The organism is Bradyrhizobium sp. SZCCHNR1002, from assembly GCF_032381435.1.
Taxonomy (GTDB): Bacteria; Pseudomonadota; Alphaproteobacteria; order Rhizobiales; family Xanthobacteraceae; genus Bradyrhizobium; species Bradyrhizobium aeschynomenes.
In genome coordinates this window covers 2,101,769-2,121,959 of sequence record NZ_JAUHIS010000001.1, presented here as the reverse complement: position 1 = coordinate 2,121,959, position 20,191 = coordinate 2,101,769, and the positions used below count along the sequence as shown (strand labels likewise).

The 20,191-nt window shown below is 67.3% G+C and carries 22 protein-coding genes; 15 read left to right on the top strand and 7 right to left on the bottom strand.

The features are described from left to right. Positions 1–14 precede the first annotated feature (14 nt). Complete coding sequence (locus tag QX108_RS09465) at positions 15–734, top strand: GntR family transcriptional regulator (RefSeq protein ID WP_315779574.1); 720 nt, start codon at positions 15–17, stop codon at positions 732–734. Between the two features lie 93 nt (positions 735–827). Here the strand turns inward: QX108_RS09465 and QX108_RS09460 are convergent, their stop codons facing one another. Continuing rightward, on the bottom strand, positions 828–1,484 hold the full coding sequence (locus QX108_RS09460; protein WP_172112784.1) for a TetR/AcrR family transcriptional regulator: 657 nt from the start codon (positions 1,482–1,484) through the stop codon (positions 828–830). A 173-nt stretch (positions 1,485–1,657) separates the two neighbouring features. On the opposite strand from QX108_RS09460, the gene QX108_RS09455 reads away from it, so the two are divergent. Next, the gene (locus tag QX108_RS09455) at positions 1,658–2,083 is read left to right on the top strand and encodes a CHRD domain-containing protein (RefSeq protein ID WP_315779576.1); all 426 of its coding nucleotides are present in this window, start codon (positions 1,658–1,660) and stop codon (positions 2,081–2,083) included. Between the two features lie 9 nt (positions 2,084–2,092). On the opposite strand, the gene QX108_RS09450 is transcribed toward QX108_RS09455, so the two are convergent. The 5 genes from QX108_RS09450 to QX108_RS09430 all read right to left on the bottom strand — a co-directional run bounded on the left by QX108_RS09450 (position 2,093) and on the right by QX108_RS09430 (position 7,393). Continuing rightward, positions 2,093–3,667 carry an EAL domain-containing protein gene (locus tag QX108_RS09450; RefSeq protein WP_315779578.1) on the bottom strand — a complete coding sequence of 525 codons (1,575 nt, stop codon included), beginning with the start codon at positions 3,665–3,667 and terminating at the stop codon, positions 2,093–2,095. Between the two features lie 169 nt (positions 3,668–3,836). Next, the gene (locus QX108_RS09445; RefSeq protein WP_172133041.1) at positions 3,837–5,024 is read right to left on the bottom strand and encodes an MFS transporter; all 1,188 of its coding nucleotides are present in this window, start codon (positions 5,022–5,024) and stop codon (positions 3,837–3,839) included. 27 nt (positions 5,025–5,051) lie between these two features. Continuing rightward, positions 5,052–6,428 carry an NAD(P)-binding domain-containing protein gene (locus tag QX108_RS09440; protein ID WP_315779580.1) on the bottom strand — a complete coding sequence of 459 codons (1,377 nt, stop codon included), beginning with the start codon at positions 6,426–6,428 and terminating at the stop codon, positions 5,052–5,054. Positions 6,429–6,489: 61 nt separating this feature from the next. Then, the gene (locus QX108_RS09435; RefSeq protein WP_172112829.1) at positions 6,490–6,807 is read right to left on the bottom strand and encodes an ArsR/SmtB family transcription factor; all 318 of its coding nucleotides are present in this window, start codon (positions 6,805–6,807) and stop codon (positions 6,490–6,492) included. 103 nt (positions 6,808–6,910) lie between these two features. Beyond that, the gene (locus QX108_RS09430) at positions 6,911–7,393 is read right to left on the bottom strand and encodes a hypothetical protein (protein ID WP_315779582.1); all 483 of its coding nucleotides are present in this window, start codon (positions 7,391–7,393) and stop codon (positions 6,911–6,913) included. A 77-nt stretch (positions 7,394–7,470) separates the two neighbouring features. Between QX108_RS09430 and QX108_RS09425 the strand changes: the two genes are divergently transcribed. From QX108_RS09425 to arsB, 4 genes are all read left to right on the top strand, one after another. Beyond that, complete coding sequence (locus tag QX108_RS09425; RefSeq protein WP_315779584.1) at positions 7,471–8,118, top strand: Crp/Fnr family transcriptional regulator; 648 nt, start codon at positions 7,471–7,473, stop codon at positions 8,116–8,118. Between the two features lie 90 nt (positions 8,119–8,208). Next, positions 8,209–8,571 (top strand): ArsR/SmtB family transcription factor, encoded by a 363-nt coding sequence (locus QX108_RS09420; RefSeq protein ID WP_172182586.1) that lies wholly within the window; start codon positions 8,209–8,211, stop codon positions 8,569–8,571. Continuing rightward, positions 8,564–9,091: an arsenate reductase ArsC gene (locus QX108_RS09415; RefSeq protein WP_315779587.1), complete on the top strand. Its 528-nt coding sequence runs from the start codon at positions 8,564–8,566 to the stop codon at positions 9,089–9,091. The genes QX108_RS09420 and QX108_RS09415 overlap by 8 nt, the downstream gene beginning before the upstream one ends. 3 nt (positions 9,092–9,094) lie before the next feature. Then, positions 9,095–10,123 carry an ACR3 family arsenite efflux transporter gene (arsB, locus tag QX108_RS09410; RefSeq protein ID WP_315721085.1) on the top strand — a complete coding sequence of 343 codons (1,029 nt, stop codon included), beginning with the start codon at positions 9,095–9,097 and terminating at the stop codon, positions 10,121–10,123. 34 nt (positions 10,124–10,157) lie between these two features. On the opposite strand, the gene QX108_RS09405 is transcribed toward arsB, so the two are convergent. Then, a complete protein-coding gene (locus QX108_RS09405; protein WP_315779589.1) occupies positions 10,158–10,397 on the bottom strand; it encodes a hypothetical protein in 240 nt (79 codons plus the stop codon). A gap of 328 nt (positions 10,398–10,725) precedes the next feature. Between QX108_RS09405 and QX108_RS09400 the strand changes: the two genes are divergently transcribed. The 9 genes from QX108_RS09400 to glgX all read left to right on the top strand — a co-directional run bounded on the left by QX108_RS09400 (position 10,726) and on the right by glgX (position 20,186). Further along, a complete protein-coding gene (locus QX108_RS09400; RefSeq protein WP_315721083.1) occupies positions 10,726–11,031 on the top strand; it encodes a PepSY domain-containing protein in 306 nt (101 codons plus the stop codon). Between the two features lie 9 nt (positions 11,032–11,040). Further along, positions 11,041–11,706, top strand: a complete 666-nt coding sequence (locus QX108_RS09395) for a response regulator transcription factor (RefSeq protein WP_172112796.1) — start codon at positions 11,041–11,043, stop codon at positions 11,704–11,706. Beyond that, a complete protein-coding gene (locus QX108_RS09390) occupies positions 11,703–13,133 on the top strand; it encodes a sensor histidine kinase (RefSeq protein ID WP_315721082.1) in 1,431 nt (476 codons plus the stop codon). Before QX108_RS09395 ends, QX108_RS09390 begins: the two co-directional genes overlap by 4 nt. 110 nt (positions 13,134–13,243) lie before the next feature. Further along, complete coding sequence (locus QX108_RS09385; protein WP_315779592.1) at positions 13,244–13,792, top strand: cytochrome b; 549 nt, start codon at positions 13,244–13,246, stop codon at positions 13,790–13,792. Between the two features lie 60 nt (positions 13,793–13,852). Then, positions 13,853–14,548, top strand: coding sequence for a VIT1/CCC1 transporter family protein (locus QX108_RS09380; RefSeq protein ID WP_315779593.1), 696 nt, complete (start codon positions 13,853–13,855; stop codon positions 14,546–14,548). A 794-nt stretch (positions 14,549–15,342) separates the two neighbouring features. Beyond that, a complete protein-coding gene (locus tag QX108_RS09375; RefSeq protein ID WP_315779596.1) occupies positions 15,343–15,624 on the top strand; it encodes a hypothetical protein in 282 nt (93 codons plus the stop codon). 168 nt (positions 15,625–15,792) lie between these two features. Next, positions 15,793–16,044 carry a DUF3551 domain-containing protein gene (locus QX108_RS09370; protein WP_315799399.1) on the top strand — a complete coding sequence of 84 codons (252 nt, stop codon included), beginning with the start codon at positions 15,793–15,795 and terminating at the stop codon, positions 16,042–16,044. Positions 16,045–17,649: 1,605 nt separating this feature from the next. Further along, positions 17,650–17,922, top strand: coding sequence for a DUF3606 domain-containing protein (locus QX108_RS09365; protein WP_315779599.1), 273 nt, complete (start codon positions 17,650–17,652; stop codon positions 17,920–17,922). Between the two features lie 26 nt (positions 17,923–17,948). Next, positions 17,949–20,186 (top strand): glycogen debranching protein GlgX, encoded by a 2,238-nt coding sequence (gene glgX / locus QX108_RS09360; protein WP_315779601.1) that lies wholly within the window; start codon positions 17,949–17,951, stop codon positions 20,184–20,186. Positions 20,187–20,191: the final 5 nt, after the last annotated feature.

The following is a 20,191-nucleotide window of genomic DNA, read 5'->3' as shown; positions in this document are numbered from 1 at the left end:
AGGGGAGATCGAACGTGGACGCGGTGATCGAGGTCGAGGGGCAGGGCCCGTCGACCCAGGCAAGCCATGTGTATGACCGGCTGCGGGAGGACCTGCTGTCCGGGCGGCTCGCGCCATCGCGCAAGCTGCAGATGCGCTTCCTGACCGAGACCTATCAGACCGGGCAGACGCCGCTGCGCGAGGCGCTGAACCGTCTCACGGCCGACGGCCTGGTCGAGGTGCGCGAGCAGCGCGGCTTCTACGTCAAGGACATCAGCCGCGCCGAGCTCGCCGAGCTGACCAAGACGCGCTGCTGGGTCGAGGCGCTGGCGCTGCGCGAGTCGATGGCGGCGGCGACGCCGCAATGGGAGGAGCAACTGGTGCTGGCGCAGCATCGCCTGAGTCGCGCGCCGCGCTCGCTGAGCGCGACGACGTTCGAGGACAATCCGGAGTGGGAGAAGCTGCACCGGATCTATCACCGGGTCCTGATCTCGAACTGCGGCTCGCAATCGCTGATCGGGTTCTGTGGTCAGCTCGCCGACCAGCTCTATCGCTATCGCAGGCTGTCCATCCGCAAGGCGTTTCCCTCGCGCGCGGTGGGCGACGAGCATGCGGAGATCGTCGCGGCCGTGCTCGACGCGGACACGGAGCGCGCGGTCGCCTTGCTGACCGCACACTATCAGCGCACGGCCGACGTGATCCTGCAGGACGAGACGATCTTTCCGGAGCTGAAGGCAAAAAGCGCCGGGAAATAGCGCCATTTTGCGCGCGAATGCCCGGGAATGACGGCAGGCGACATCAGGTGCCGTTCGTGCAGGCCGAGGCCGGCTGCCAACAGCGCTGCGCTCTCACGTCGTCGCCGACAGGAAAAAGGCGACCCGTCCTTCGACGCAAGCCTGAAGCTCCTTCTTCAGCGCACGGATGTCCTCGCCGAGCAGCGCCCGCATCAGCATGGAGAACACCACTAGATCGATGAAGATCCGGGCCGTGTCCTCGATCCGCTCCGCCGCAAAGGCGCCCTTGCCGGCGAGGCCTTCTGCCCGCGCCAGCTCGCCGAGAACGTGACCGACATTGAGAGTGGCGCGCTGGCGCGCCGAGGCCTGGATTTCCAGCGTAAGGTCCGGGAAGCGGGGGTTCTCGGCAATGGCGGTGCGCATCAGGCCGATGGTCTCGTCCTCGAAGGCGCGCTCGATCAGCGTCACGCCGAGGTTCACGAGCCTGGAACGGAAGCTGCGTCCTTGCGGAACGAGGTTCTCATACTGCGTATTGCGCGCCGCCTGGCGGCCGATCACCGCCGCGAACAGCGCCGCCTTGCTGGGAAAGCGTGCATAGATCGTCGGCTTGCCGGCGCGCGCCGTCTGCGCGATCTCGTCGACGCTGGCGCCCTCGAAGCCGTTGGCGAGGAACACCGTCTTGGCGGCGTCCAGGATGCGCTCCTCGACCTCGCCGGCACGTTCGAGCGAGGGGCGCCCGACCTTGCCGCGCGCCGTCCTGGAAGCAGCCATCCGTTCCGCCATTGCCTTCCGTCGAGCTCGTTGTTGTTTCATCCTGTTTGGCACAGCCGCCGGCATTGATCAATCAACGCCGCGGCCGCGGCTCCCGCATGCGCATTGCGGAATATCGGCTTGCCTCCGGGGTCCTCAGACTCCAGACTGCAACCAACGACCGGGAGGAAGCCATGAACCGTAAGCTCGTTTTGGCGGTGCTCGTCTCGACATGCGCTGCGGGGTTGCCGTCGGCTCGTGCCGAAACCGTCATCTTGAAGTCCGAGCTCAAGGCCGCCAACGAGGTCCCGCCGAATGCGAGCGCCGCGTCCGGCACGGCCGAAGCGAGCTTCGACACCACCACCAAGACGCTGGTCTGGACGATCACCTTCTCCGGCCTGAGCGGCCCGCCGATCGGCGCGCATTTCCACGGACCCAGCGAGCCCGGCAAGAATGCCGGCATCGTGCTGCCGTTCAAGAGCCCGGAGTCGCCGATCACGGGGGCGTCCGCGCTCACCGAGGCACAGGCGGCGGATCTGCTCGCCGGCAAATGGTACGCCAACATCCACACCCAGGCCAATCCGGGCGGCGAGATCCGTGGACAGATGACGAAGCAGTGACCGCGGCCCTCAGGCCGCCAGCACCGGCGTCTTGGTCTGCTCCGCAGGGGCCGCGGCGCGGCGCACGTCGAGGAAGTGCTTGAAGCGATCGAGCGACATCGGCGGCGCGACCAGATAACCCTGGCCTTCCTCGACCCCGCAGGCGAGCAGCGCAGCGACCTGCTCCTGATGCTCGATGCCCTCGGCGACCACTGACATCTCCAGCTCGCGCGCCAGCGCCACCAGCATCTGCACCACGACGACGGCGGACTGGTCGCGGGTGATCGCGTCGACGAAGAACTTGTCGATCTTCAGGATGCGCGCGCCGAGCCGCTGGATGGTGGACAGGCCGCTATGGCCGATACCGACGTCGTCGAGCGCGATGCGGAAGCCGAGATCGCTGAGCTCCTTCACGACATCGGTCGCCTTGTCGAGATCGGCGAGCTCCTCGCGTTCGGTCACCTCGAGCACGACCTGGCGGGTCGAGACCGACGAGGATGCGACCACCTTGCGCAGATCGTCGATGAAGCCGGCGCCGAGCAGATGCCGCGGCGTGATGTTGACGGACAGCTTGAACAGCTTGTCCTGCCGCATCTCGGGCTGCAGCCCGCGCAGCGCGGTTTTCAGGATCTGCCAGGTCAGCCTTTCGATGCGGCCGGAGCTTTCGGCCAGCGGGATGAAGCTCATCGGCGGAATCAGCCGGCCGTCCGGCTTCTCCCAGCGCGCCAGCATCTCGCAGCCGACGATGTCGCCGGTCTTCAGGCTGAAGGTCGGCTGCACATAGGGCTTGAACTCATTGCCCGCGAGGGCGCGGTCGAGCTCGGCCACCGGATCGACAGGGCGGCTCAGATAGCTCGCCAGCAGCAGCCCGAACACGCCGCCGAGCATGCCCGCGGCGAGCATCGTCAGCAGATAGGACATGTCGTGGCGCGCACTGAGGCTGTACGGCCGCACATGGATGGTGGCCTGCAGCGGATAGCGATCGGACACCGTGGTGAAGGCGACGCTCTGGGTCGGCGGCTTGGATGACGCGTCGGGATGATAGCCCGCGACCTGCTCGCCATCGGGCAGCGTGAGGGTGACGTGGCTCTCGGCGCGCAGGCCGGCCGGCATCACGTCGAGCAGATTGCCGTCGATGCGCAGGATCGCCGCCAATGAGCGCTGTGCGTCGATGTCGCGCAGCACGCCGAACGCGGCGCCCGTGAACTGCGCGACGCGGAACAGCCGCAGCTGGCCGTCGGCCGACTGGAACATCTCGTCCCGCCGCGCCCAGCCATTGTCGAATTCGAGTGTCTCGGAATAGGCCGCGCAGAGCACGGACCCCTCGCGGTCGACGGTGCGGATGTCCTTGACGATGGTGCCTTGGTAGACGTGCAGGCGCAGCGCCTGCAGCGCGATGGCGCTGCAATCCATCGGTCCCTTCGCGATGAGGCGATGCAGGATGGAGCCGGCGGAGTCGATCGCGGCTTCGGAGCGGCGCAGTGCCACCTTGCTGAGGTCGCTGAGCTGGCGCGCGGTCTGGTTGCCGATCAGCGCAGTCACGGCGAGATCGGCGCCGGCCAGGAAGATCCCGACACAGGCGACCACCGCCCCGACACGAAGCATGTGTTTGCGCTGCAATGCCATCGTGTCCGTGAACGCCCCCCGTGTGACCACGGAGCATCGTTCAGCCCAACCTTCAACTTTTCGTATATTCGCGACCTCGGGGCCGGCCGCAGCGGTCAGCGCAGCTGCGGCCGCCGAAAGCTGGTTAAGGAAGTGCTACCGAGGCAGCTCAGGCCGCCTTGTCGGGGGCGCTGCCCGGCACGGCGGTTTCGGCCCGCCCGGCCGACAGCAGCATCAGGGCCGCGAGCGCCGACAGGCTCAGGCTCGCCGAGACGATCAGCACGAAACGGCCGAGCGCGTCGATCAGCAGTCCGAACAGCAGCGGCGCAAAGGCCTGGCAAATCCGCGACGGCGCGCCGATCAGGCCGAGCCGGTAGGCGTAGTTGGCGGGGCCGAAGATCGCGAGCGGCAGCGTGCCGCGGGCAATCGTGAGAATGCCGTTGCCGGACCCGTGCAGCAGCGCGAAGGCCGCCGCGGCGCCGCCGCCGAACAAGCCGATCGTCAGCGCGCCGAGCGGATGGGTGATGCAGGCGAGCCGTGCCGAGGCGAGCGGATGGAAGCGGCTGAGGAAACCGGCCTCGAACACCCGTGCGGCGACCTGCGCCGGCCCGATCATCATGCCGGCGAACAGCGCCTGCGCCGGCGTCGCGCCGAACGCCTCCATCAGCCGCGGCAGGTGCACGGCCATCGCCGCGGTCACGGTCCAGGCAGCCGCCATCGCGAAGGCGATCAGCACCATCGGGCGATCGAGCGGAATGTTCGGTTTGCCCGTCGGCACCTCGCCGGGCGCCATCGCATTGGCGCGGGGCAGCGACAGGTTGAGCGGCAGGCCGATCACGAGATGCGCGATCGCCCAGGCGAAGCAGGTCTCGCGCCAGCCGATCGTCGCGAGCCCCCAGGTGCTCAGCGGCCATCCGACCGTCGAGGCAAAGCCGGCGAGCAAAGTGATGCCGGTGATCGCGCCGCGGGCATCACGGCCGTAGATGCGTCCGAGCGCGCCGAACGCGGCATCATAGAGACCGAGCCCCATGCCGACGCCGAGCCACAGCCACGCGATCGCCATCACCCAAAGCGAATGCGACAGGCCGAGCAGCGCGAGCCCGATCGCCAGCACGATGTTGGAGGCGCAGAGCACCTGACGGCCGCCGACGCGATCGATCTGGCGGCCGATGCGCGGGCCGAGCAGGCCGGAGATGATCAGCGAGGCGGAGAACGCGGCGAAGAACCAGTTGTTGGAGAGGCCGAGATCCCTTGCGATCGGGTCGGCGAGGATCGCCGGCAGATAATAGCTCGATCCCCAGGCCAGGGTCTGGGCGGTGCCGAGAGCGATGACCACGCCCAGCCGTCGTGCCTGCATTCCGTTCGACCTCTCGTCAGTTCTGCGTCATGAGCAGCCGCAGCCCGTGCGCCCGGCCGCCTTGGCCTTAGCGTCGTCGGCGCAACAACTGTCTACGCCGGACGGCGGCGGTCCGCCACAGCAGCCGGACAGGGCTGCAATGCTCTCGAGCCCGCCGCGGGTGCAGACGCCGGTTTCCGGCAGTTGCAGTTCGACGCGATGCGCCGCAGCCTTGTCGCCGGCGATGTCGGCCGTGATCGAGCGAACCTGCTCGTAGCCCGTCATCATCAGGAAGGTCGGCGCGCGGCCATAGCTCTTCATCCCGGCGAGATAGAGCCCGGGCTCGTCCGCCTGCGCCAGCTCGCGTGCGCCATGCGGCCGCACGGTCCCGCAGGAATGCTCGTTGGGATCGATCAGCGGCGCCAGCGCTGCCGGCGCTTCGATCGCGGGATCGAGCCGCAGCCGCAGCTCCGACAGCCATGACAGATCCGGACGGAAGCCGGTGGCGACGATCAGCTCGTCCGCGTCGATGCCGCGATCGCCGCCTGCGACGATCTGCAATCGGCCGTCCGCATCGTTGATCCCCGTGACATGAAATCCGGTCTCGACCCGGATGCGTCCCGAGCGGACCAGTGCGGCGAACGCCATGCCGAGCTCACCGCGTGCGGCGAGCTGGTCGGCGCTGCCGCCGCCGAACGCCTTGGCCGGATCGTCGCTGCGCAGCAGCCAGATCGCCTGCGTGCCGGGTTCGTCCTCGGCAAGCGCGGCGAGGTCGATCAAGCTGCCGATCGCCGAGTGGCCGGCGCCGAGCACGGCGACGGTCCTGCCGGCGTAGCGGCTGCGCCGCGCGCCCAGGACGTCCGGCATGCCGTAGGCGATGCGCGCGGCGTGCGCGGCCTCGCCGAGCGCGGGCAGGCCATTGCCGCCGGCCGGATTGGGCGAGAACCAGGTGCCGGAGACGTCGATCACGGCATCGGCCTGCATCGCCGCCTCGCCCTTGCCGTTCCGGTAGCGGATCTCGAACGGCGCAGCGGCGCGGCCCTTCGACTTGGCCTTGTCGAAGCCGACGCGGCTGATCGCGGTCACCCGATGCGACGTCTTGATGACGTCGCGCAGGGCCGTGCGGGTCGTCAGCGGCGCGAGATAGGAGTCGATCAGCTCACGCCCGGTCGGATAGACCTCCGGCTCGGGCGAATTCCACCCGGTGGCGGCGAGCAGCCGCGCCGCCGCCGTATCGACGTTGTATCGCCATGGTGAGAACAGCTGCACGTGCTGCCACTGCCGCACCGCATGCGCGGCCTCGGGCCCGGCTTCCAGCACGACCGGGCGCAGGCCGCGCTCCAGCGCATGCGCCGCGGCCGCTAATCCGACCGGGCCGGCGCCGATGATCGCGACCGTCTTGGTGCTCGTCCTGGCTTCCGTCATCACGCACCTCCCATGCTTCTAGAATTATCGAATTAAAGGCCAAGAGAAAGGGCTAAGAGAATCATGCGGCCGGCCGCGCCGTGCCACAGCCTTGCTCCTCGGCACAGCATTCCGAGACCAGAAATCCGAGCAGCGACCGCATCACGTCGTATTCGGCATGGCAGACCAGCGTCGTGCCCTCGCGCAGCTGCGAGATCAGCCCGACCGCAACCAGCGCCTTGACGTGATGCGACAGCGTGGAGGCCGGAATCTTCAGCCGCTCCTGCAGCCGTCCGACCGGCATCCCGGCATGCCCGGCGCGCACCAGCGCGCGGTAGATCTTCAGGCGCGTGGTGTTGCCGAGGGCTTCCAGGCGGGCGGCGGCGTCGTCGAGCTTCATGGGGCGCAGGATGCGGCGGAGGGCAACCGGAGTCAATCGATATTTCTAGTATCTTCGAAATAATAAAGAGAGCTGCGGGAAGCTTCAGGAGGGCGCTGCACGGCTATCTCAGCCGGTAGCCGGCATGGCAGCCGACGCAGGCCGCCATGGTCTCCGCCAGCGCCGCCAGCGCGGGCTTGAACTCGCCGGTGACGCCGGCGTTCTGCGCTGCGATGGCGAAGCGGCTTGCCGCCTTGTGCATGGCCGTGCCGGCCTCCTGCATGCCCTGCGGCATGAATCTGGCCACCTCGGCCGCGCCGTGCAGCCGCAGCGAGGTCATGCCGAGGCGCTGCTCGGCGATTCGGCCGGCTCTGTCCATGTCGCCCGCCGCAAGCGCCTCGTTGATCTGCTGCAGCGCCAGCAGATGGTCGCGCATGTTGGCGAGCGTGTGCTCGGCAAGCTCGGGCGGGAAGGCCACGCGCTCGCGCGTGTCGGCCGGAAGCGCTCCACCATGGCTGCCGTGGTCGTGGTGGCCGTGATGCTGCGCCGTGGCGATGCCAGCGGACGCAACCAAGGCCAGCATAATGGCGGCAAGACGCAGGCGCATGAGAACCTTCCATGTGATTGATCGCGTGATGTCCTCTCTAGACCTTGCGGCCGGGCTGCGCATATGATCCTGATCATATGCCGAGGACCGACCATTCCCCATCCGACGGCGCGCGTCCGCTCGACTGGCGCCGCCTCGCGGTTTTGTCGCCATTGCTCGCCGCGATGCCCGCGGCTACCAGGGTGCGGACGCGGCGCATCGAGGTGCCACGCCAGGGCGTGGTGTTCTGTCGGGGTGATCGCCCGCGGGCAATGTATTTCGTGCTGATGGGCGAGGTGAGATTGCTGCGCCGCTCGCGCGCCGGCGACGACATCATCCTGCAGCGGGCGCGGCAGGGCTTTCTCGCCGAGGCCAGCCTCGATCAGTCATCATATCATTGCGACGCCGTCGCAGCGCAGGATTCAGCACTGCTCGCGATCGACCGCCAGGCGTTCGCCGACGCGCTGCGCCGCCCGGAGATCCGGGACAAATGGAGCGACCATCTCGCCCGCGAGCTCCGCCAGGTCCGCGCGCAGTCGGAGCGGCTCAGCCTCAAGACCGCCCGCGAGCGGATCGTGCACTTCATCGAGACCGAAGGCGAGGGCGGCGAGCTCGCGCTCGACCGCTCGAAGAAGGACTGGGCCGCCGAGCTCGGCATCACTCACGAAGCGCTCTATCGCGCGCTGACACGCATGGCGCAGACTGGCGAGCTTGTCATCAGCGGCGCGCGCCTGCGCTTGTGCTGAGTGGATCAGCCGGATCATCGTTCGCGTCGGCATCGGACAATCCGACTCGAGGCCTTGACGTGCAGATTATATATCGATAATTCTGGATATATGGAAAACGAGAGCGCAGTTCTGGCCCTGGCGGCACTGGCGCAGCCGACGCGGCTGCAGGCCTTCCGCACCCTGGTGCAGCACGAGCCCGAAGGGCTGCCCGCTGGCGAGCTCGCGCGCCTGCTCGAAGTGCCGCAGAACACGTTATCGGCGCACTTGTCGGTGCTGGCGCGCGCCGGTCTCGTCAGCTCGATCAGGTACAGCCGCTCGATCGTCTATCGGGCCGACCTGGTGCAATTCCGGGAGGTTGCGCTGTTCCTGCTGCAGGACTGTTGCGGCGGCCGCCCCGAGGTCTGCGCGCCCGTCATCGAGAGCCTCACCCCATGCTGTCCGCCGAAGCGGAAGGAGAAGACCCGTGTCTGATCGCATCTACAACGTGCTGTTCCTGTGCACCGGAAATTCGGCGCGTTCGATCCTCGCCGAGTCGATCCTGCGCAAGGACGGCGCCGGCCGCTTCCGCGCCTTCTCCGCCGGTAGCACGCCGAAGGGCGCGGTGCACCCGTTGGCGCTCACGCTGCTCGCGCGCATGGACTATCCGGCCGACGATCTCAGCTCGAAGAGCTGGAGCGAATTTGCCGTGGCGGGCGCGCCGGTCATGGATTTCGTGTTCACGGTCTGTGACAACGCGGCCGGCGAGGCCTGCCCGATCTGGCCGGGGCAGCCGATGACCGCGCATTGGGGGATCGAGGATCCGGCGGCGGCCGAAGGCACGGAGCTCGAGAGGCTCGCCGCGTTCACCACCGCCTTCCGCTATCTGAAGAACCGCATCGATGCCTTCATCAACCTGCCGCTGGACCGGATCGATGCGTTGTCGCTCGGCACGCGGTTGCGCGAGATCGGGGCCGGCGAGGGCGCAACGTCGTTCCGCTCCGACGTGGCCTGACCGATGACCGTCTTCGAGCGCTATCTGACGGTCTGGGTGCTGCTCTGCATCGTCGTGGGCATCGGTCTCGGCCATCTCATGCCTGGACTGTTCGCGGTCGTCGCATCGGCCGAGGTCGCCCGGGTCAACCTGCCGGTGGCGGCGCTGATCTGGCTGATGATCATTCCGATGCTGCTGAAGATCGATTTTGCCGCGCTCGGCGGCGTCAGAGCGCATTGGCGCGGCATCGGCGTCACCTTGTTCGTGAACTGGGCGGTCAAGCCGTTTTCCATGGCCTTGCTCGGCAGCATCTTCATCGGCCACGTGTTTGCGCCGCTGCTCCCCGCAGGGCAGTTGTCGTCCTACGTCGCCGGCCTCATCCTGCTGGCTGCCGCACCTTGCACGGCGATGGTGTTCGTGTGGTCCAACCTCTGCGAGGGCGAGCCGCACTACACGCTGAGCCAGGTCGCGCTCAACGACGTCATCATGGTGTTTCTGTTCGCCCCGCTCGTCGGCCTGCTGCTCGGCGTCGCCTCGATCTCTGTGCCCTGGACCACGCTGCTGCTGTCGGTGCTGCTCTACATCGTGGTGCCGGTGATCGTGTCGCAGCTCCTGCGTCGGGCGTTGCTGCGCGCCAAGGGCGGCGCCTTCGAGCGCACCCTGCGCGTGCTGCAGCCGGTGTCGCTCGTGGCGCTGCTGGCGACGCTCGTGCTGCTGTTCGGCTTCCAGGGCGAGCAGATCCTGAAGCAGCCGGTCGTGATCGCGATCCTCGCCGTGCCGATCCTGATCCAGGTCTATCTCAATGCGGGCATCGCCTATTGGCTCAGTCGCCGGCTCGGCGTCGCCTGGTGCGTGGCCGCGCCCGCGGCCCTGATCGGCGCCAGCAATTTCTTCGAGCTGGCGGTCGCCGCCGCCATCAGCCTGTTCGGGCTCGACTCCGGCGCCGCGCTGGCAACCGTCGTCGGCGTTCTCGTCGAGGTCCCCGTGATGCTGTCGGTGGTGCGCATCGTCAAGGCGAGTCGCGACTGGTACGAAGCGGGGCTGCCGGCCTGAGCCCGTCGTGCGACGCGCGGCGCGGCGATCGGCATCACCGCCGCGGCTCGTCCTGCTCGTCGTCGTCGCCTTCGCGCTCCCGGCGGGACGGCTCGTAGCTCAGCAGCCGGCCGTCGGCGCGCTCGGCCAGCGCCGCAAGCTGCACCAGATGCGATGCGGCCCCGACATGGATGCGGGCCACCGGCTCCGGCGCCGTCTCCCGGCTCGCCTGCGCCACCGCGAGAATGCCACCGAGCCCCGCCAGCAAGGTTGCCAGCATCACCGTTCTACGCATGCCTATACTCCGAACTCGCTTGCGCCGGCCTGCTCGCGCGACGCCTGCATGAGAGCATGTCGCAACCGCGCTGACGGCATCCCGTCGCGCGGCGTCAGCGAATTGTCAGCTTGGCTCGGGCAGGATACGACGATATGCGAGTCTCCACCCCCGCATTCGGTCCGAGCGCAATTCCGACACCGGAAGTTCAAACTAAAACCCTCAGCGGTTTCCTAGCATTTGCGAATGCCCCGCAATCCGAAACCGGCGCGACGAATGAACGCCAGCTTCGATAATCAGAGCGCCAGGTCCAGGGAAGATCATGCATTTGCCTCAAATCGGACGGTTCATGCGCGTCACGTCGTTGGCGATGCTGATCTCGACGGCGGCGTCGGCGGCGACCGATGCGCGCGAGGATGATCGCGAGCGCCGCGATGCGGTGCGCCACGCCGTGGAGGCGGGCGACGTGCTGCCGCTGTCGCAGATCCTGCCGAGGTTGCGCGGCCGGATCGCGGGTGATGTAACGGGGATCGACATCGAGCGTCAGCGCGGCCGCTGGCGCTATGAGTTTCGGGTGATCGGGCGCGACGGCCGTGTGCTCGAAGTCTATGTCGATGCGCGTAGCGGAGAGATCGAGCGGATCGACCAAAAGTAGGATGAGTAGATGCGTGTGCTGCTGGTCGAGGACGATCCGCGGCTGTCGTCCGACCTGTCGCGGACGCTGCTGGCGGCCGGGTATCTGGTCGAGAGCTCCGACGATGGCGAGCAGGCCTGGTTTCTCGGCGACACCGAGGATTATGGCGCCGTGATCCTCGACCTGGGCCTGCCCGGCATGGACGGCCTGTCGGTGCTCAAGCGCTGGCGCAGCGCCGGGCGCCACATGCCGGTGCTGATCCTGACCGCGCGCGCGAGCTGGGCCGAGCGGGTCGACGGCATCGACGCCGGGGCCGACGACTATCTGCCGAAGCCGTTTCGCAACGAGGAGCTGCTGGCGCGGCTGCGCGCGATCGTCAGGCGCTCCGCCGGCCATGCCGCCCCGGTGCTCTCGTCGGGCGACCTGACGCTCGACGAGCGGCAGATGAAGGTCAGCCTGTCCGGCGTGCCGGTGGCGCTGTCGCAGCTCGAATACCGGCTGATCGCCTATCTGCTGCGGCAGAGCGGCCGCGTGGTGCCGCAGCACGAGCTTGAGGAGAACGTCTACGGCCTCGGCCACGATCACGATTCCAACGCGCTCGAGGTGCTGATCCGGCGCGTGCGCAAGAAGCTCGGCGCCGACATCATCGAGACCCGCCGCGGCTTCGGCTACATGATTGCGGAGACGGTCGAATGAGGCTGGGCTCGCTGCGGCTGCGGCTGGTGGCAGCGGGCACCATCGCGCTGCTGGTCGCGCTCGGCGTCGCCGGCTTCGGCATGGTCGTGTTGTTCGAGCGGCATGTCGCGCGCACGCTCGCTGCCGACCTCGACGTGCATCTGCGGCAATTGCTGAACGGCCTCGAGGTGGATCCCGAGGGGCGCATCGTCGTGTCGCGATCGCCGGCCGATCCCCGCTTCGTCGTGCCCCTGTCGGGCCTGTACTGGCAGATCTCGGACGATCACGGCCAGCTGCTCCGCTCGCGCTCGCTGTGGGACACGATCCTGCCGCTTCCGATCGACGAGCCCGGACCCAGCGATGTGCATCAGCATGAGCTTGCCGGTCCCGACGGCGTCCGCGTGCTGGTCGCCGAGCGCAGCATCGTGATGAATCCGGGCAGCCAGATCCGCGTGCGGGCCGCCGTCGCCTATGATCTCGACGGTGCCACCAGCGCGGTGCGCGCCTTCGCCAAGGATCTGTCGATCGCGCTTGCCGTGCTCGCAACCATCCTCGCGGTCGGTACGACCGTTCAGGTCAATCTCGGCCTCCGTCCGCTGGCGGTGCTGCGCCGGGGCGTCGCCGAGATCCGCGGCGGCAAGCGTCAGCACCTCCCCGTCGAGGTGCCGACCGAGGTGGCCCCGCTGGTCGAGGAGGTCAACGCGCTGCTGGACGCGCAGAGCCGCGAGATCCTGCGCTCGCGCAGCCGCGCGGCCGATCTCGCGCACGGCTTCAAGACGCCGCTCGCCGCGCTCACCGCCGACGCCGCGCGGCTCAAGGAGCTCGGCCAGCTGGAGCTGGCGCGCAACGTCGAGGACGTCGCGGAGGCCATGAGCCGGCAGGTCGATCGCGAGCTGGCTCTGGCGCGGCTGCGCGGCAAGGTGCGCGGCGCGCCGGAGGCGGCCACCGAGCTGGCGCCGCTGGTGGAGGCGCTGCTCGGCACGCTCGGCCGCACGCCGGCCGCGGCGCATGTCAGCTTCGACGGTGAGGTGCCCGCGGGCTTGCGGGTCGCCATGGACCGCACCGATCTGGCCGAGGTGCTCGGCAATCTGCTGGAGAATGCCGCGCGCCACGCGGCGAGCACGGTGCGCATCGTCGCGCGCGCGACCCCTCTCAGCATGGTGGTCGAGGATGACGGTCCGGGCATTCCGGCGGCGCAGATCGGCCGCGTGCTCGAGCGCGGCGGCCGCCTGGACGAGCAGGGGCCGGGCAGCGGCCTCGGCCTCGCGATCGTGCAGGACGTGCTCGAAGCCTATGGCTGGCGGCTGCAGATCGGCAGCTCCGAGCTCGGCGGGGCGAAGATCACGATCGGGCCGGCGATGGCGCAGGCCCCGGCGATGGTGGCGGAAGGTCGGCGCTCGCCGGCGCGCGACACCAGGGAGACGCGTTCCATCCTGACGGCGGGCTGACGGCCGACGTCAGCAGCGCGACGCCCGGGATCAGCTATTCGCTTCGGCCATGCCGCCCCTGCGCCGGACCGCCGGCAGCGAGGGCTCCCACGTCCGAAGGATGCTGTCTCATGCGTATTCGAAACTCCGCCAAGACCTATGGCTCGATCGCAATCGGCCTGCACTGGATCGTCGCCGTGCTGGTGCCCGCGGCCTGGATCTCGGGCCATCTCGGCGACATGCTGCCGCGCAACGCCCACGACGTGGGTCTGATGATGCACGCCTCGCTCGGGCTGTCGATGCTCGGCTTCGCGCTGGCGCGCCTGGCTTGGCGCCTGGCCGATCCGCCGCCGGTCCCCGAGGCGACGAAGTTCGGATCATGGACCGTTCATGCCGGCGAGATCGTGCATCTGCTGATCTACGGCATCATGTTCGCCATTCCCGTCCTCGGCATCCTTACCCAGTTCGCCCGCGGCTACGGCTTGCCGGTGTTCGGCCTGTTCGAGATCGCCTCGCCCTGGGTCGGCGACCGCGGCTTCGCCCACGACATGAAGGAGATGCACGAGGCGCTGGCCAACGGCCTGATGATCCTGATCGCCCTGCATGCCGGCGCCGCGCTGCTGCATCACTACTGGCTGCACGACCGGACCTTGAAGCGCATGGTGCCGGGGCTGCGGTGAGCGCTGCTGTCATCCCGGCCTGCTAAAAGGCCTCCGTCGCTCACGCCGTCGGAGGCCGCCATGCCGGCAACGCCGCACATCGAAAAGCATTTCACCGCGTCGGAGGTCGTCCGCGATGTCGTCATCGGCATGGCCGACGGCCTCACCGTGCCGTTCGCGCTCGCCGCCGGTCTGTCGGCGGCGGTCGCCAAGACCGACGTGATCGTCACGGCCGGCCTCGCCGAGGTCGTCGCCGGCGCGATCGCGATGGGACTCGGCGGCTACCTCGCCGCCCGCTCCGACGCCGAGCATTACGCCGCCGAGGAGAAGCGGGAGCACGACGAGATCGAGCATCTGCGTGGCCGCGAGATCGAGGAGGTTGCGGCGATCTTCCGCGGCTACGGTCTCGAGGGCCAGGCCTTGACGACCGTGGTCGACGCCATCGCGTCCGATCGCAAGCGCTGGGTCGACTTCATGATGCGCTTCGAGCTCGGCCTCGAACGCCCGGATCCGAAACGCGCGCCGATCAGCGCCGTGACCATCGGCGGCTCCTACGTGATCGGCGGCCTGATCCCGCTGATCCCCTACATGCTGGCGCCCGACATCTCGTCCGCGCTCCGCATCTCCGTGGTCGCGACCGGCATCGCTCTCTTGATCTTCGGCGCCATCAAGGGCCACTTTACCGGCGTCAACAAGATCAAGTCGGCGCTGCAGACCGCCCTCGTCGGCGGCCTCGCCGCCGGCGCTGCCTTCTGGCTGGCGCATCTGTTCGGGTGAGGGTGGGACGGGATTGCAGTCGAGGCCATTCGGAAGAAGGTCACCGGGCCGGTCATTATCCGCGTCACCGGAGCCCGTAGGGTTGGCAAAGAGGCGCACGTGGCAACGCCGCGTCGCATCGTGACCACCGTGCGTTTCGGGCGGCGGCATTGGTGGTCATGCGCGACCTGACGGCAGGGCGTGCCACCTCAACGCAAGCATCAAGAATGGTGGCACGCTGGATCAACGAGCACGGTGTCGTCCCGGCGAACGCCGGGACCCATAACCCCAGGGAGTGGTTTGGGGCAGGCGCGTTGGCGCGGACGTGGGCACGCGCCGCCTGTGGCGTCGCTTTGCCCACCCTACGGCAGCGCTGTCTGAGACCATGCGTCAGCCTTGAACCTGCATAGCTCAGCTCTAGGCGAGATTCTGACGTTAGTTCCATTCAATTGGCCGTTGCAGGGAGGTATGGTAGTCGGTTTGCGTGAGCAAGACCTTGACCCCCGACCAAAGCAAGAGACCTCGCGATCCGCCTCGCATCGGTTCGCCCTGACGAAGCGCTAAGCGTCGCAAGGGGGATAGAGGCGCCTTGGTTCAAGTGTCAGGCGTTATCTCACGTCGCACGCCATTGGCCCGATGAAACGTATAGCCGCCTCCTTGAAGAGGCGATTCTGGCAGCCGACTGTCAGGAGGAGATTTTCAATCGTGTAGCCGTCTCGGCATGGCCGATTAGGGCATACCTTGAGCGCGGCAACCTGCCGCCCGCTAAAGAACTTCTTTTAAAGTATGTCGCTGCCTCTGGCGCCATTGAAAATATGGGGAGTCGTTCAGAGGCGCTGTTTTCCATATTTCAGGCGTCGAAGCCGTTCGACACCGGGTTATGGCGCCCTGTATTTTGGGCTTTGGTGGCAGCAGCGGAGCCTGCTCTTTCCTGGCGTCAGCTTAGAAACCTGAAGCACGCCGTCGCAATGGTTGCCTCCGATAACGATGAGTTGCTGCATCAGGTATTTGAGAAGCTTTCTGAAGCGAAAAATCTTTCGACCGTGAGACGCTACCTCGGCCAACATATCAAGCAGCAGCCGCGCTCCTATTTCTAGGTCATGAGCCGCCGAAGTTAGCTGCGGTCGCCTGCTTTCCGCGGAGCAAGAGAGGGTCACCCGACGACGCGGAGACCGAAACCCGCCGCGCCCGCAGATCAAGCCCGCGTGGAAGTGGCCGTGCCGGCTGACCCTTTCGGATTGGTCGGCCTCGTGCCATGATGGGCGATGATACGCGCGCTTCTCCTCATGACTTCGATCACGGTGCTTGCCACCGCTCCAGCCGCGGCCCAGCGGTTCGATGGCAATGATCCGGTGTGCCTCCAGACCTGGGAGTGGGGCGGGTCCAGCACGGTCTCGTGCCAATACAGGTCGTGGGACGCGTGTCGAGCGGCGGCTGCAAGCCTTTCGGCCATGTGCTTGCCGAACCCTGATGTGCAACGCCCGCCGGAACGAAGCCGCCGTTTGCGTCCCCGATAGGCGCCATAGGGCTGGCGAAAAGGCGCACGCGGCACCGCCGCGTCGCATCGTGCCCGCCGCACGTCATCCGACGGGACGACGATGGTAGGCAGCCGGCCTCTCTCCCCGCGTCATTCCGGGGCATCGCGAAGCGATGAGCCCGGAATCCATAACCCCGGACGCCGATGGAGCGCGAGCCGCTCGCCACGAGCATCTCGGCTCTCATGGAGATCGTGAGTATGGATTCCGGGCTCGCGCTACGCGCGCCCCGGAATGACGACGCGGGGAGAGAGGGGGTCACCATGCGGTTCGGGCGGTGTTGATGGTGGTTGCGCGCCGCTCGTGGTGTCGCCTGGCTCCGTGAGGCAGCCGGCCTCTCTCCCCGCGTCATTCCGGGGCATCGCGAAGCGATGAGCCCGGAATCCATAACCCCGGACGCCGATGGAGCGCGAGCCGCTCGCCACGAGCATCTCGGCTCTCATGGAGATCGTGAGTATGGATTCCGGGCTCGCGCTACGCGCGCCCCGGAATGACGACGCGGGGAGAGAGGGGGTCACCATGCGGTTCGGGCGGTGTTGATGGTGGTTGCGCGCCGCTCGTGGTGTCGCCTGGCTCCGTGAGGCAGCCGGCCTCTCTCCCCGCGTCATTCCGGGGCATCGCGAAGCGATGAGCCCGGAATCCATAACCCCGGACGCCGATGGAGCGCGAGCCGCTCGCCACGAGCATCTCGGCTCTCATGGAGATCGTGAGTATGGATTCCGGGCTCGCGCTACGCGCGCCCCGGAATGACGACGCGGGGAGAGAGGGGGTCACCATGCGGTTCGGGCGGTGTTGATGGTGGTTGCGCGCCGCTCGTGGTGTCGCCTGGCTCCGTGAGGCAGCCGGCCTCTCTCCCCGCGTCATTCCGGGGCATCGCGAAGCGATGAGCCCGGAATCCATAACCCCGGACGCCGATGGAGCGCGAGCCGCTCGCCACGAGCATCTCGGCCCTCATGGGTATCGTGAGGATGGATTCCGGGCTCGCGCTGACGCGCTCGGCCAAGCGAGGCGTGGATGGATGATTCCGTGAAAAATAAATCTGTTGCTGTTTTTCGGAATTCATGTTTCATTACCGTCATCCCGTGCTCCTCGAGAGGGGCGCTTCGCGATCGTCACGGAACGTTGGGCGCGGGATGCGGTGGCCGCAGGATGCCGCAGCGTGGGGGGACTCGCGCGGACGAACGGCAGCTTGCGGACGCGAAGTCGCGTGGTCCTGGCGCCCCGACGCTGGCGCTAAGTCCGGTGGTGATGATCCGCTGGGCGACGGTGGCTAACAAGCCGGTACACCGGGGAGATCGCGAAGTAAGCGTGAAAACCATCGCGCGGGGAATGCCGGGATGTCTCGGCTGAACCTGTGGTGACTGCCGCCTGCTTTTTTTCTTGCAGGCGGGCCATGGGTTGCGGCCAGCGCCCGGCATTCCCCGTGCCCTCTGCCTGATCCGAGGGCAACAGGACGGACATCACTCGGGCGTAACACGCCGCGAGACCGTCGATTCGCGCCTTGAGCCCGGTCCTGAGCCTTCTGCGGCGCGAGCGCGGGAACCATATTCTGCAGCCGCGGTTAGCACCTATGCAGGAGGAAGCCCAATGCGCCGCCCCAAAATTCAGCCCATCCGCAACAAGCTCGATCTCAGCGATCGGGTTCAGGTCCGCATCGTCACGCGACGGCTTCGCGTCACGCCGGCGGAGCTGACCGAGATCGTCGGCCGCATCGGCAACTCCATCGCCGCGATATCGAAGGAAGTCCATCAGCAGCGTGGCAGCAAGCCGTCTGTCCCCGCCGATGTGCCGGATGCCGCGGTCATTGCAGCAAGGGAGACGGTCGCCGCCGAGGCCGTCGCAACGTCCGAGACACGCTAGACAGAGTAAGCGGGCAGGGGGCAGTTATGGATCAGTTCACCGACAGGGCCGACGCCCTGACGCAGGCGGCGTTCAGCCTGCGCAAGGCCAAGATCAGCGAAGGCCGGCCGTTTCCGCTCGGCGCCACCTGGGACGGTCTCGGCGTCAATTTTGCGATCTTTTCCGCGCACGCGACCAAGGTCGAGCTGTGCCTGTTCGACGAAACCGGCGAGACCGAGCTCGAGCGCATCGAGCTTCCCGAATACACCGACGAGGTCTGGCACGGATATCTGCCGACGGCACGTCCGGGCACGGTGTACGGCTATCGCGTGCATGGGCCCTACGAGCCCGACGTTGGGCACCGGTTCAATCCGAACAAGCTTGTGATCGACCCCTATGCCAAGCAGCTTGTCGGCAACCTGCGCTGGGGTCCGGAGCTGTTCGGCTATCAGCTCGATCACGCCGACAAGGACCTGTCGTTCGACGACCGCGACAGTGCACCCTTGATGCTGAAGTGCCGGGTCATCGACCCCGCCTTCACCTGGGGCACCTCGCGCAAGCCGGAAATTCCGTGGGAGCGGACCATCTTCTACGAGATGCACGTCAAGGGCTTCACCAAGCTGCATCCGATGGTGCCCGAAGCCGACCGCGGCACCTTCGCCGGTCTGGCGCACCAGGACATTCCGGCCTATCTGCGCTCCCTCGGCATCACCTCGGCCGAGCTGTTGCCGATCCACGCCTTCATCGACGACAGCTATCTGATCGAAAAAGGCCTGCGCAACTACTGGGGCTACAATTCCATCGGGTTCTTTGCGCCGGAGCCGCGCTATCTGAAGACCCCGTTCGCGACCGAATTCAAGACCATGGTCAACCAGTTCCACGCCAACGGCATCGAGGTCATTCTCGACGTGGTCTACAACCACACCGCCGAAGGCAACGAGCTCGGCCCGACCCTGTCGTTCAAGGGCATCGACAATGCCAGCTACTACCGGCTGATGCCCGACCAGAAGCGCTACTACATCAACGACACCGGCACCGGCAACACCGTGAACCTGTCGCACCAGCGCGTGCTGCAGCTGGTCGCCGATTCCCTGCGCTACTGGGCGACCGAGATGCGGGTCGACGGCTTCCGCTTCGACCTCGCCACCATCCTGGCGCGCGAGCCCTATGGCTTCGACGAAGGCGGCAGCTTCCTGGACGCCTGCCGTCAGGATCCGGTGCTGAACAGCGTCAAGCTGATTGCAGAGCCCTGGGACATCGGCCCGGGCGGCTACCAGGTCGGCCAGTTTCCGCCGGGCTGGGCGGAGTGGAACGACAAATTCCGTGACACCGCGCGTGCATTCTGGAAGGGGGACGGCGGCACGCTGGCCGACTTCGCCAAGCGCATCTCGGGCTCGGGTGATCTGTTCAACAAGCGCGGCCGCCGGCCGTGGGCAAGCGTGAACTTCATCACCGCCCATGACGGCTTCAATCTCAACGACCTCGTCTCCTATAACGAGAAGCACAACGAGGCCAATGGCGAGGACAATCGCGACGGCCACAGCAACAACCACTCCTGGAATTGCGGCGTCGAGGGACCGACCGACGATCCCGAGATCACGACGTTGCGCGAGCGCCAGAAGCGCAACCTGCTGGCCACGATGCTGCTGTCGCATGGCACGCCGATGCTGCTGGCCGGCGACGAGTTCGGCCACAGCCAGAACGGCAGCAACAACGCCTATGCGCAGGACAACGAGACCACCTGGCTCGACTGGATGGGCATCTCGCCGCAGGGCAGGGTGCTGCGCGAGTTCACCCGCAAGCTGATCGCGATGCGCAAGGCGTTTCCCATTCTCTATCGCAGCCGCTTTCTGGTCGGCTCTCACAACGAGGAGCTCGACGTCAAGGACGTCACCTGGCTCGATCCCTCGGGCGAGGAGATGGCGACCGAGCAGTGGACCGACGATCACGCCCGCTGCTTCGGCATGCTGCTCGACGGTCGCGCCCAGGAGACCGGCGTGAAGCGGCGCGGCTCGGATGCGACGCTGCTGCTGGTCTACAACGCCCATTTCGACGTGGTGAACTTCACGCTGCCCGCGGTGCCCGAAGGTCATAATTGGCTGGCGCTGCTCGACACCAATCAGCCGGACGCGCAGCCGCAGTCGTTTCCGTTCGGCCACGTCTATGCCGTGACGGGGCGATCGCTGCTCGCCTTCGGCCTGTCCTCGGAGCAACAGCCGATGCGCGGCTTGCGCCACGGCCTGGGCGCGCTGCTCGACGTCGCGGAGGCGCCGCTGCAGGGATAGGGGAC